Here is a 12,760-nt window from a genome sequence, read left to right on the forward strand (position 1 = left end):
TTGTGTTTTCAATCGAGAAAGTTGAGCGAGACCCCGTCCAGCCGCAGCAACTCGCGGTCCTCCTCATAGGAGGCGCCGATCACGACCAAGCTTACTGTCAGGCTGGTGGCACCGGCCGCGATCAGCCGGCGTGCCGCGCGCGTCACATCGATGCGGTGGTTGCGCGGCGTGTTCATGCTGCGCTCGCGTAGATCGAACTTGCGGTTCTCCGCTGGTGGAATTTCGCAATGCCCGGGCCCGCCAAAACATTCGCCGTGGCCGAAGATTGCCGCATAGCCGGCATAACCCGGCAGGTTGAGCGGCGTGCTGGCATCGGCATCCGGCGTGTTGAGAAACACACGGATGAAGCAGGAGCGCGGCAGCTGCGGCACGCGGTGCAGCCGCACTTCCGCCGAGCGGAAGCTCTTGGTCGCTTCGGGCACCGCGATCGGCGCCGAAACGAAGCGTCCGACCGGACTGGTCAGCCCGACCGGCATGAGGCATCCGCCACGAACATATTCATAGCCGAAGCGGTTCATGTCGAGCGTATCGCGCACCGCGTAGCTCCACGGCGTCAGCGCGGAATCGAGATCGGCGGGCAGGCCGTCGGGATGGTCCTGCTGCCAGCGCCACCAGAGCCGGTCGATATTGGCGTGCACCGGCCAGAAGATCGGGTCGTAGGACGCGGTCAGGTTCGAGAACATGTCGCCGAACTGCGGCTCGGAGTAGAGGTCGTCGCGCTGGTGGAACTTGCGTCCGGCAACGCGCACCGCGCTGTTGCGATCGGCGGGCGCGCTGGTCTTGAACGCAGGGTTCATACCGCCGGTCCAGATGTGCATCGTGTTGTGCGGATTCTGGTCGAGGAAGCCGAAGCTGTCGACGTAGAGGCTGCCACCGCCGAAGTCGCGGAAGGTGCGCAGGCTGAGGATCTCGTCGATGTCCTCCTGTGCCGGATAATGATAGTGGATGACGGTGTTGATCGTGCCTTTGCCGAACTGGCTGGAATAGCGCAGCGGATACCATAGCGAATTGGCCTCGAGCAGCGCGTCGATCAACCGCTTGCGATTCTCTCCCTCCACATAGTCCTTGCCGCAGGCGCCGCTGACCGCGTCATAGGCCTGCGTCGGATTGGCCCACAGCTGACCCGCCAGCGTGCCGATCTTGGCCGGGAAACCGTGATCGCGCAGGGAGCGCACAGAGGACTCGGTGAGGAAACCCTTGAACGCATCGGGAAGGATGGCGCCGTTGGCCGGATCCTCCGGCTTGTAGCGCGTAGCCGGGAAATCCCACCACGGCATGGTCACATCCGGGCAGAAATCCTGCAAAGCCTGTTCGAATTCATAGAGATACACGCGATGCCACGGCAGGAAACGTTCCCAGCCATGCTGACAGTGGTTCTGGTGGATCAAGGCCAGATTGTTGTAGCTGCGTTTGTCGCCGACCCATTTGTTGAGCTTGTAGAGCTCACGAAAGGCATAGCGCAGCCGCTCCTTTTGCGCGTCGTCCAGCACATCGACGTCCATGCGCTGCCGCAGCTCGCCCTTGGCGTAGCGCCAAGCCGCCGGATCGGACGCCGCGCTGAAGACCGGGCCGGCAATCCCCTTCACCTCGATGCGCGCCTCGGTCGCCACGCTGACCTCGCTGGCGAGCGCAATCGAACCGATCAACGCGCCGGGGCAGCCCTCCTCGATCCACGTCTCGATCCGGTCTATGTCTTCGTCGGCGACCGCCGTCCCGCCCCAGGGCAGGCGAGGGAACTGCTTACCGTCGAACGGCGGCAGTCCGCGCAAGCCCCGGATCAGCGCCGAGCGCGCGCCGCGCCCCTTGGCATCGCTCGTGCCGCAACAGGTGGTCGAGAGCGGCGCGATCAGCGGCATCCCGTGCAGCTGCAGTGCCAGGAACTCCGGCAGCGTCAGTCCCGTCAGGCTGCCGACTCCCCCGGTGCCCCCGGCCGTGGCGAGGATCGCCTCCACATCGCTCCAGGTGAACGGCGCGGCGGGCATTGGCTGCGCCTTATTTGTGGCCATCGTGGCCATCCATCTGCATCTGCATCGCGCCGCTCTGGGTAATGTCGCCCACCTGATCAGGCAGAACCACGGCAACGTTCTGCATCATGCCCTGGTCCTCATGATCGAGGATGTGGCAGTGCAGCACGTACTCGCCGATGTAGCGCTCGTAACGGGTACGGACCTTGATCGTGTAGATGCCCGAGAAGCCGGCCGGCAGGGATTGCGGGATCAGGCTCTTGATCCACAGCGTATCCTTCCACACGCCCTTTAGCCCGGCATATTGCGGATCGTAGGGCTCACCGCCGGCATCGTCTATCGCGCCCTGCGCGCTGACGTCCTTGCCGTTGGGATCGATGATCGAGACGATCTGGAACGGATTGACGTGGATGTGGAACGGATGGCTGACGAAGTGCGACTGCAGCGTCCATTCCTGCGCCTTGCCCAGCGGCAGCGAGCGGTCGATGCGGGTCGGGTCGTAGGGCTTGACGTCGGCCGTGTTGAGCGTGTTGCCGACCTCGAACTTGGTGTTCGGCCCCGTCGTGTCGATGAAGAAGGTCAGCTCCTGCGTGCCGTTGCCCTTCACCTCGTCGTCGGTGACGTCGGGATGCGGCGTGAAGCTGGTGAATTTCATTCCGGCCTTGAGATCGGCCACCACCGTCGCTTTGACGTTCGCCGGCATGTTGGCCTCGGCCAGGGCGACCAGCTTGCGATTGACGTAGGTTTCCACATTGTCGACCGCCGTTCCCGGCGCGACGTCGACCAGTGCGAGCAGTTGCGGTCCGACATCGAGTCCGCTGACCACGCCTGATTTGGGCGCCGAGGAGTCGATCACGCAATAGCGTCCGGCTTCTGGAAAGACGACCAGCGCGTCAAAGCGATAGCCGGGCTGGAAGGTTGCAAGCTTGGTCGGCTGCGCCGCCGCCATCGTCAGCCCGTCGGCCGCGACCAGCGTATAGGGCACCGGCGTGGTGCTGCACGTATCCTTGATGAACGCTGCGTTGGTGTCGGCATTGAGCAGCGTTTTCACTCCGGGCTTCAGCTTGCCGTCAAGCACCTTGAAGAACTGCAGGCTGATCGTGTCGCGCACGCCGGCATGGACCATGCGCCAGCGCTCGACCTGGCCCTGCGTCGCCTTCAAGGGGTCGTTGGAATTGAACACCTTGCCATTGAGTGAGGTATAGCGCCCCGATGCCGGCCAGGTGCCCGGCCCGAATTGGTCATAGCCCTCGATGCCGCCGGCATCGCCCGGATCGCAGAAATAATGACCGTTGATGTCCTGCTTGATCGGGCCGAGTTCTCCGGGCTTGGCCGCCGGCGCGCGGCAGGCATATTGGATCTGCTGCATCACCAGCACCCGCTCGGGGATCGCCGAGGTTGGGATCAGCGTATCGATGTCGCCATGGGTTGTCGGGGTCGGCAAGCGGTTGCCGCGGATGATCAGCGCACCGGCCATACCGCTCGACACCTGCAGCGCCGTCGAGCCGTGGCGATGGGTGTGATACCAGAACGTGCCGGAAGGATGGTCCGACGGGATGTTGTATTCGTAGGTGAACTGCGTTTGCGGGTTGATCGACAGCAGCACGTTGTCGCTGTTGCCCGACGGGCTTACCCACAGCCCGTGAGTATGCAGATTGGTGCCGTTGAAGCAGTGGGGGATGTCGGGCATCTGGCCGCCGGGCATGCAGCCGGGGTCGCCGGGCTGCGGCCCTGCCGGCAACTGATTGTCGAGGGTGACGCGCACCGTGTCGCCCGGCACTGCCTCGATCGTCGGCGAGACATAAGGAGCCTTGGGATCGACGCCCTTGCCGGTGTAGCCGCGCAAATGGACCTTGTCGTAGCCGCCAGTGGACAGGTTGTAGATCTGGTTGTCGATATACTCGATCTTGAGATTGAGCAGGCGGTCGCCGCGAACCGGCAGCGTGTTGCCGGGGAGCGACGCAGCGGGTGCGAGCTCCGTCAGAGCAGGTTTGGCGATCGGCGCGCGGTCATCCTGCAACACCGGTGGATTGAGGATCTCGGCCGCCGCGGGCAGCACTGCGATTGGTACCAGACTGCTGACGAAAACACCCGCGAGAAATCGCACACGAACCATCAATCCACGACGCATCATGGGTCCCCCTACATATCAGCTCGAGATTGTATTTCGAAAAGATAGTGCGCCAGATTTTGAGATCTGTCTAGCTTGCAAAGCCGCAAAATCTGGCATTTACTTCCACCACAACTGTGCGAACGAATTTTAGAACTTTCTTATACGCACTATTAAATCGTTTCGCTCTCATTCTATTTTAATCGGCTAAGATGCCGATCCGCGATCGACCAATCCAGTCACTCGATCTTCACCGAAAGCAAAATTGCCAGCTGAGCGCAGCTGATAGCAAGCATAACCACTGCCAACAAACACGCTGGAGGGAGATCGTTCGCGCTGCAGGTCGTTGCCTATCCCGATCGCCTGGTTGGCAATCGCCTGCGCGCATCGGAGAAGACCGACATGCCATCTCCATCCCTTCTACACCAAGCTGGACAGTTTCCGCCTCTGGCGCCGGGCCACGCAGCGGCCCGCAGCGCAACCGCGCCCACAGTCGCTTTCCAAAGTGCCCGGCAAGCCCCCACGTCTGCATATATCGTCTCCGGCAGCATCGCAGCTCCGCCTTAACCTCGTCTGAGTTTCCGGTGAGCGTGATCATCGGACGACTTCTCCTCAGTCCATGCGCCTTGTAGAGGACTACGCATGTACCGTGCCAAAGGAGAAATCGTTCTCAAGCAACACGATAGCCCTAACACAGCTATGTCACTTATCCGACATCGCCGTACATCGGACAATTGAGCGCGCCGTCAATCGGCCGTCCAAATTGCGGATCGCCGTCAAGCATCTGCCGCATCATCGACAGGTCCGTCAAAAAAAGCCGAGGAATTGCCCTCTTTGCCTCATGTTTGCAAAAAAGAAGAAAGAGCGCGACGCAAAGGTGCGCCCGCCCGAATTGAGTATCAGCGCGCAGCTACGTCCTCAGAATGGTACGTCACTTGCACGGTGAATTTTCGAGAAGCCGTTGTGATGTTTTCCCCACAACCGACGGAGATGACGATGGCAATTGGCCCAGAAGTACTGAATTGCTCGCAGCAACTGAAGATGGCTGAACAGCTGCAGGCGCAGCGTGCCGAGGCAGGGGGGATTAACTATGTCGCGAGCTGAGGTAGAGCGATTCGTCGACGATCTGGCGAAAGACGACAGTCTGCTCGAAAAGGTGAAACCGAATGCTACGGGTCTCGCATCGGTTGTGGCGATCGGAAAGAACCACGGCTACAATTTCACACTCGATGAGGCTAAGAGTTACATTCAATCGCGAAGCCCACAAGAGTTGACCGATAAGCAGCTCGATGCGATCGTCGGCGGCAAGCATCATCATTCGAGCGTTGCGACCTCGACCAAGGTTGTGCAGACCGCTGCGGTCGCTACCACCGCTGTGGAGGCAGCGGAGGTAGCGACGACTGTCGCAGAGGCAGCCGAAGCCGTTGTAGTCGTCGCTGCGGTCCTGATCTGACCACGCACTTTATGGTCTGAGCGCACCCACCGATACTCGATTAGACGTGTGAAGAAAACTTAAAATCAGGCCACTCGTGAGGAGCGATCATGGGATCCTTTGGCAGTTGGCCTGCGAAACTCGCTTCGAGGGGGCTGCCGTAACGTCATGACGCACACTGCTGCCGAACACTACCGACAGATCTTTGACCGACGCACCCCCGGACAGCTTCGCACGCTGGCCCATATCAAGCGCTTCATGGAGCGCCTGGTCGGCGACATGGCGTTCCGCAGTGCGCTTTCGGAGAACGTCGATAACCCTCGAACGGTAACCGAGCGCTACGGCATCGAAGTCGACCCGATGGAGATGCTGCCGCTCTGGCGCGGTAGCTACCTGAAATACCGCTTCAAGCCGGAGTGTGCGTCGTGGCCGCTGGCTGTGATGTGGGGCGAGTATATGCGCGAGATGTTGCGCCATCGCGACATCCTGCGCGACGAGGGCGAAATGTCGACGGTCAACCCTCGCTTCCATGCGTGGCGCGAGCGCCAATCCGCCGCTGCAACGGCGAATTGGGCGGATCGGCGGCGTCGGTCACGCACCCCGTCATCGCTTTCGAGCTGAGCGAAGGCTGCACCGTCGGTTGCTGGTTCTGCGGCCTGTCGGCCGACCGCTTCGAGGGTTACTATGAATATAGCGAGGAGCATGCCGAGCTTTGGCGCGGCGTGGTTGGTGTCGCGTGCGAGATGTTTGGTTCGGCAGCCCGCACTGGCTTCTGCTACTGGGCCACGGACCCGATCGATAACCCGGACTACGACCGCTTTCTGTTCGACTACTATCAAATCACGGGCGCATTGCCACAAACGACGACGGCCGCCCCGCTCAAGGATCAGGCACTCACAAGGCGCGTGCTCGAACTGTTCAAACGCTACCGTGGCGTGACAAATCGTTTCTCCGTCCTAAGCACGAACCACCTCAATCTGATTCACGAGGCGTTTTCGCCCGAGGACCTGATGGGGGTCGAACTCGTCCTGCAGGGCAAGGAGGCGCTGACCGCAAAAGCGTTCGCCGGGCGCGCGCGCGAGCGGAAGGAGAAACTCAGGGCAGCCAACAACGACGATGCAATCGCGTTGCTGGAGCGCGATCACACGACGATCGCCTGCGTTTCCGGCTTCCTCGTAAACATGCCGCGGGGACGAGTACAGCTGGTGACGCCGGTACCGGGGAGCAAACGCTGGCCTCTCGGCTACCGCATCCTGGATGAGCGTTTCTTCAGGACGCCCGACGAGTTCCGGGAGGGGCTCCAGAGCATCATCGACGAGCATATGCTCGAGAGCCCACCTCCGAACCTGCCGATCCGCTTCCGCGGAGACCTGCAATACGAGGCCGGGAACCTGCACTTCCACCTCCGCTCACGCAACATTGAACACCGGATACTCGACGACGTCGCTCCGATCTCCGTTGGCGATCTAATCGCGTGCGGCGACTGCACAGCGTCGGAGTTGGTTGTGCGCGTCATAGCTGACGGAGCGAGCGCTCTTGCAGTCGCCGATCTGCTAGACCAGTTGTACGCGGCGGGGGTGATCGAAGAGGACCTAGACGACCGCTTTGCCTGGCAGACCAGCGAGGGGATAACGAGCCGCATCGAAGCGGCCAAACACGCGACCTCCCGCACGGGCGTCGACCATGCCGATTCGCCTTGAGATACTGGACTACGTCAGCCTAAAGGAGGTGCGGCATCTTACCTATCCGGCAGTGTGGAGCGTGGTGACAAGCCGTTTCGCATCCACGGTCCGCGGCGTCGCGGCGCGCACAACCGACGTGACCGCAGGACTTGCCCTGGCCGTGCCAGGGCCTTCAGGGCAGTTCGAACTCCTTTCGGTCTATGTCCTGCCTATGCTCCGCCTCGCCCACTGGTCGGCCGACCACTTCGTCGTCGTCGAAGGCCGGTCAGGTCGCGGTGTGCGAATCAACGACCCGGCCCTCGGCCGACGCATCGTCGGTCACGAAGAATTCTACGAAAACTATTCGGGCGTCGCGCTAGAGTTCAAGCGCGGACCCGATTTCAAACCAGGCGGCTACAGGCAGGGTATGCTGCGGACCCTGTTCCGCTGGACATCTGGGTCAAGAGCCGCGCTCGTAGTGATGGCGGCCACGACCGTCATGCTTGCGCTGCCGTCGATTCTGCTCCCTGCGCTCATCAAAGTGTTCGTAGACGAGGTCCTGGTACGCCGATTCGACACCTGGCTGTTTCCCATCATCGTGGCCCTGCTGTTTGCAGTCGCACTGGCGGCGACCGTCACTTGGCTGCAACAACGCGTGCTGATGCGTCTACAGCTGAAATTGGCAGTGATGATCGGTGCGCGCTTCCTCTGGCACGTGCTGCGCCTCCCACTGCTGTTCCTTACGCAGAGCCAGCACGGCGACATCGTCAGCCGCGCGCACTCGGCCAATCAGCTTGCCATTCTGGTTTCCGGTCCCCTGCCGACCGCGGCCGCCCAGTTCGCAATGGTGATTGTCTATGCAGGAGTGATGGCGGTCTACAGCCTGCCACTCACCATCGTCTCGATTTTGCTGGTGGCCTGCAACGTCGCTGCTGTCGGACTTGTGCGCCGCAGATTGAAGGACGGCAACATAGTCATCCTCAATATCAGCGCAAAAAATAGCCGCCGCCGCGATGTCCGGCCTTCAGTCGATCGAGACCATTAAGGCCATGGGCTCCGAGTCGGATTTCTTCCGTATTTGGTCGGGCTACCAGGCGCGCGCGGTGAACCAGTTCCAGTCGCGCGAACGCATCTCCCTGTGGCTAGGGGCGGCGCCGACCCTGATCGGGCAGATCATGACGGCAACGGTTCTCTGCTTCGGCGCGGTCCTGATTATCTGGGGCGAGATGACCATAGGTGGACTACTGGCGTTCCAGATGCTTCTCGGCAGCTTCATGAGCCCCTTGCAGCAGATCGTCGACCTCAGCCTTCAGCTTCAGGAGGCAAAGGGCCACTGGGCGCGGCTCGAGGACATCCTTGCGGCGAAGAGCGATCCGCTGATCGAGGGGCATCCGGCGAAGACGACAGCACCGGCTGCGGAACCGCACCAACAACTCTCCGGGCGAGTCGAGGTAGGTGACCTAAGTTTTGCCTACGGCGCCTTCGACTTACCCGTACTGCACGACATCAACCTGAAGGTCGAGCCGGGGCAGCGCGTCGCCTTCGTGGGTGGCAGCGGCAGCGGCAAGTCGACTCTGGTTCATCTTCTGCTCGGTCTCTACACGCCGCGCTCGGGAAGCGTGCTCTACGATGACTGCCCGGTTGCCGAGCTGCCCCGCGACGTCTTCACCTCGAACGTCGCTTGGGTGGATCAGGACATCCGCCTGTTCGAGAGCACAATTCAAGACAACCTCGCCTTGTTCAATCGTGCTACCACCCCGGCATCGATCGTGCGCGGGGCGCGGGACGCTTGTATTCACGAAACGATTCTGGGACGTCCCGGCGGATATGAGGGCATGCTGACCGAGGGGGGCACCAATCTGAGCGGAGGCCAGCGCCAGCGCCTCGAGATTGCCCGCGCCCTCGCCCGCAACCCGAGGATTCTGGTGCTGGACGAGGCGACTGCCGCGCTCGATGCCGTCACCGAAGCGCAGATCGACCAGAACATGCGGCTGAGGGGCATGACATGCCTTATCGTTGCTCAGCGGCTCAGTACCATTCGTGACTGTGATCAGATCTTCGTGCTCGAGAATGGCACCATTGTCGAACGAGGCACGCATGAAAAGCTCAAGGCGGCCAACGGCGTCTATGCCGGCCTTGTGAGGGCTGGATGAACATCGTCGACGTCCTCCTGAATAATAGCGCCCTGCTCAATGCGATCATAACGCTGAGTTGGAAGGCACCCGGATCGACGCTCGCGTTGGCGCTGGGCATTGCCGAACAGCGCCGGATCGTGGGCGGAAACAACACGCTCGATGTCACGACAGCGGACCGGATATGGCTCGTGCTTTCGGGATCCGTCGAAGTATTTCTTGTGGACAGGTACGGCCGGTACCCGTTTCTGTCAGTCGAGGCGGGTGGGCTGATCGATTCCCTGCCAGCCGGCGATGAGTTCCGCTTCATCGGCGTGCCATCAGCCGACACTGAGATCGTCGAGACGACGCGCAAGGCGCTGTGGGAGCTTGCGTCGAACGCAGAGGCCCGACCCGCGCTCGAACAGGCCCAGCGCGGCTGGCTTGCGTTGCTGGCCCGATGGCAGACCGGGCCGTCCCGCCAAGACGCGGGCTTGGCACTTACCGAAACGGCCGTAAGGGCCGCTATCGCCAGCCGTGCAGGGGAACTTGCCCAGAACTCCGCGGCGCATGAAGCGGCACGCCTCACGGCGGAAGGCGATTTCGCCACGGAATTGGGCAACCTCGTTGACCTGATAAGCATCAAAACGACGGTCGAAGACAGTGAGGAAACCGAGACGATCGGCACGATCGTTGCCCGCGTGGCACGCGCGCTCGGCCATCCGGCGCTGTCGCGACGTCGCAATCAGATCACGCCACCCCCGCTGGCCCGGGCCATCGATGAGGTCGCCCGGGACAACCACCTACAGTATCGGGCACTGATCTTGCCGGACCGTTGGTGGGAAAACGACCTCGGCCCGCTTCTAGGGACGGTCGGACCGGAATCCGCCCCCTGCGCGCTGATCCGCTCCGGCAATCGCTACCTGTGTTACAGCCGTGGCGCCCCGCAGCCAGTGGATGCCAAGACCGGCGCAAAGATCAACCGCACCGCCTACGCCTTCTACATCCCGCTTCCTGAGGCAGGCTAACCGGTTGGCCCATCCTGCGCTTCGGCCTGCATAACTGCCGTGCCGACGTGCTCGCCACCATCGCCACGATGGTTCTGACCGGCCTTTTCTCACTCGCCTCCCCGATGGCCCTCGGCTGGCTGCTAGACCCGATCATTCAGCGGCCTGCTGCTGTTGTTGGCGCTCGGCATGACCAGCACAAATCTCGTGGAGTCGCTGAGCGGCCTGAGATTGGAGGCGCGCGCGGACAACCGCATCCAGACGGCTGTATGGATCAAGCTCCTCAACCTGCAGGCGCCATTCTTCCGCGGCTTCACGGCAGGCGACCTCGCCAGTCGCGCCGATGGCATCAACGTCACCCGTAAGCTGATCAGCCGATCGTTCATGACGTTCTTCTCGGGCGCTGTGTCGATGATTTTCAGTATCGGCCTGATGCTCTACTTCGAATGGCGCGTGACCTTGCTAGTGGTGCTCGTCTCGGGGCTGTTCGCGGGCGTTGCCTATCTGATCGGCAAGAAGATCCTGAGCTACAATTTCGAATCGCTCGAGCTGTCGGGAAAGCAGCAGGGCACTGTCCTGCAGCTGCTGGGCTCTATCGCGAAGTTGCGGGTAGCCGGCGCCGAGCGCGAGGCGTTCCTCGTTTGGCTCCGCACCTACCGCCGCACGGTGACCCTCAGCCTGCGGCAGAGCATCCTGAGCAATCGTCTCCATATTCTGCGATCTGGCTTCGGACCGATGCTGACCGTGGTCGTGCTGGTTGTTCTGGGTGCGCACAGCGGAAACCTGTTCGCCTTCTTCCGCTCGACGAACGACCCACGTCCGTATACGCCGCTGATGTCGGTCGCCGAGTTTGCGAGCTTCAACGTTGCTCTTGGCCAGTTCGTCAGCGCAGTCATGTCGCTGACCCGCGCGTCGCTGTTCATCGTCATGCTGCAACCCTACTTTCAGCGCGTCCGTCCGATCCTCGAGGCGAAGGAGGAACGGATCGGTCAGGGCAGCCGGTTCTCGCAGCTGAGCGGCGTGATCGAGCTGCGCGACGTGCGTTTCCGTTATGCGCCGGACGCGCCCCTTGTTCTCAAGGGCCTGTCGATGCGCATCCCGGCCGAGCGCTTTGTCGCCTTGGTCGGCTCATCCGGCGCTGGCAAGTCGTCCATCATCCGGCTCTTGCTGGGCTTCGACGTCCCCGAGTCGGGCAATATTTATCTCGACGGTACCGACCTCCGCTTCGTCGATCTCCAGGATATGCGGCGTCAATACGGCGTCGTGCTGCAAAACGGCCGCCTGCTAGCAGGCTCGATCTACGACAACATTGCAGCCGGCCTCCCGCTTTCCGAAGACGAGGCAATGGAGGCGCTGCGTATTGCCGCCCTCGATGATGTGGTCAAGAATCTCCCCATGGGCTTACACCGCCATCGCCGAGGGCGGCGTGACGTTCTCCGGAGGCCAGCGCCAGCGGCTGCTGATTGCGCGCGCTGTCACACGCAAACCGCGCGTCGTGATCATGGACGAGGCCACCAGCGCGCTCGACAATGTCACGCAGCGCCGCGTCATGGACAATCTGCGCAGCCTCCAGTGCACACGGGTTGTCATCGCTCAGCGGATCTCAACCCTGGAGTCTGCCGACCTGATCTACGTTATCGATGACGGCCGCATAGCTGAAAGCGGCAGTTATCTCGAGCTGTTGCAAAAGGGGCGGCTCTTCAAGCAGCTCGCACAACGCCAGCTTCTCTAAAATAAAAAGGAAGTGTGCCGCTGCTCGTGGCAGCTAGACCTCGAACTACCGGCGTTTCGCGGACCGGTAGGGCCGCGCTGATGTTCTGCGTGGACTGATGAACGGCGATCGCTTTGGATTTGGTTGTTGAGATGGATACGGTTGCCGATTTCGGCGTTGCGTCGGCGGTTTGCGCCGCCTTCGCCGTCATGCGGGCGCAGTTCGCCCCTGGTGCCAGACGAAGCGGGTGAGATTGTAGGCAAGGTTGGCCATGCCGATCTTCGTCCTGGCGCGGGCGATGCCGATGGTGCGCACGAACAGGCCCATCCTGGATTTCTGCTGCGCGAAGACGTGTTCGACGAATGCGCGGGTTTTCGATCTCCGCCCGTTGGCCCGCGACATCGCCTCGCTCATCGGTCGACCCTTCGGCTTCTTCTGGTGGATGTCAGAGACGTAGCCGTTCTTCTCCAGCCACTCCTATAGTTCTTTTTCGAGCGATAGGCCGTGTCGGCCCACACCGTCGAGCCGGTGTTGCCGCGGTTGAGCACATTGCGAAGCTGCGCGCCGTCATAGGCTGACGCGCTCGTGACGTTCCATCCCCGAATGAAGCCGTGCCTGCGATCAATCGAGGCATGGTTCTTATAGCCGAAGGCGGGAATGGCGATGTCGCGTTGCTGCGCCTTTCCCTCTTCGGCGACCTTGGCTTTCGAGAAGCGTTGGTGCATGGATCCTTTGTCAACGGTTTGGCGATAGGCAGGCAGGAT

General features: G+C 61.8%; 9 protein-coding genes and 2 pseudogenes. 8 read left to right on the forward strand and 3 right to left on the reverse strand.

All coding sequences use genetic code 11. The features are described from left to right. Positions 1–8: 8 nt before the first annotated feature. Complete coding sequence (locus tag ACVILI_RS33350; protein WP_091586498.1) at positions 9–2,006, reverse strand: tyrosinase family protein; 1,998 nt, start codon at positions 2,004–2,006, stop codon at positions 9–11. Further along, positions 1,993–4,098, reverse strand: a complete 2,106-nt coding sequence (locus ACVILI_RS33355) for a multicopper oxidase family protein (RefSeq protein ID WP_038654607.1) — start codon at positions 4,096–4,098, stop codon at positions 1,993–1,995. Before ACVILI_RS33355 ends, ACVILI_RS33350 begins: the two co-directional genes overlap by 14 nt. Positions 4,099–5,164: 1,066 nt before the next feature. Here ACVILI_RS33355 and ACVILI_RS33360 point away from each other — a divergent pair. The 8 genes and pseudogenes from ACVILI_RS33360 to ACVILI_RS33395 all read left to right on the forward strand — a co-directional run bounded on the left by ACVILI_RS33360 (position 5,165) and on the right by ACVILI_RS33395 (position 12,017). After that, complete coding sequence (locus ACVILI_RS33360) at positions 5,165–5,527, forward strand: Nif11-like leader peptide family natural product precursor (RefSeq protein WP_091586492.1); 363 nt, start codon at positions 5,165–5,167, stop codon at positions 5,525–5,527. A gap of 147 nt (positions 5,528–5,674) precedes the next feature. Next, positions 5,675–6,127 carry a hypothetical protein gene (locus ACVILI_RS33365; protein ID WP_457102796.1) on the forward strand — a complete coding sequence of 151 codons (453 nt, stop codon included), beginning with the start codon at positions 5,675–5,677 and terminating at the stop codon, positions 6,125–6,127. After that, entirely contained in the window at positions 6,076–7,206 is a 1,131-nt protein-coding gene (locus tag ACVILI_RS33370; protein ID WP_457102797.1) for a radical SAM family RiPP maturation amino acid epimerase, read from the forward strand. The genes ACVILI_RS33365 and ACVILI_RS33370 overlap by 52 nt, the downstream gene beginning before the upstream one ends. Next, positions 7,190–8,212 (forward strand): cysteine peptidase family C39 domain-containing protein, encoded by a 1,023-nt coding sequence (locus tag ACVILI_RS33375; RefSeq protein WP_091586490.1) that lies wholly within the window; start codon positions 7,190–7,192, stop codon positions 8,210–8,212. The genes ACVILI_RS33370 and ACVILI_RS33375 overlap by 17 nt, the downstream gene beginning before the upstream one ends. Further along, positions 8,181–9,320 (forward strand): ATP-binding cassette domain-containing protein, encoded by a 1,140-nt coding sequence (locus ACVILI_RS33380; RefSeq protein ID WP_051727005.1) that lies wholly within the window; start codon positions 8,181–8,183, stop codon positions 9,318–9,320. Before ACVILI_RS33375 ends, ACVILI_RS33380 begins: the two co-directional genes overlap by 32 nt. Continuing rightward, a complete protein-coding gene (locus tag ACVILI_RS33385) occupies positions 9,317–10,306 on the forward strand; it encodes a hypothetical protein (RefSeq protein ID WP_038655104.1) in 990 nt (329 codons plus the stop codon). The genes ACVILI_RS33380 and ACVILI_RS33385 overlap by 4 nt, the downstream gene beginning before the upstream one ends. A gap of 147 nt (positions 10,307–10,453) precedes the next feature. Continuing rightward, positions 10,454–11,629: pseudogene (locus tag ACVILI_RS33390) on the forward strand (ATP-binding cassette domain-containing protein); the annotation flags it as partial. Positions 11,630–11,660: 31 nt separating this feature from the next. Next, positions 11,661–12,017: an ATP-binding cassette domain-containing protein gene (locus ACVILI_RS33395; RefSeq protein ID WP_457102816.1), complete on the forward strand. Its 357-nt coding sequence runs from the start codon at positions 11,661–11,663 to the stop codon at positions 12,015–12,017. Between the two features lie 186 nt (positions 12,018–12,203). Here ACVILI_RS33395 and ACVILI_RS33400 read toward each other — a convergent pair. Beyond that, positions 12,204–12,712: pseudogene (locus ACVILI_RS33400) on the reverse strand (transposase); the annotation flags it as partial. Positions 12,713–12,760 lie beyond the last annotated feature (48 nt).

The organism is Mesorhizobium sp. USDA 4775 (assembly GCF_054062655.1).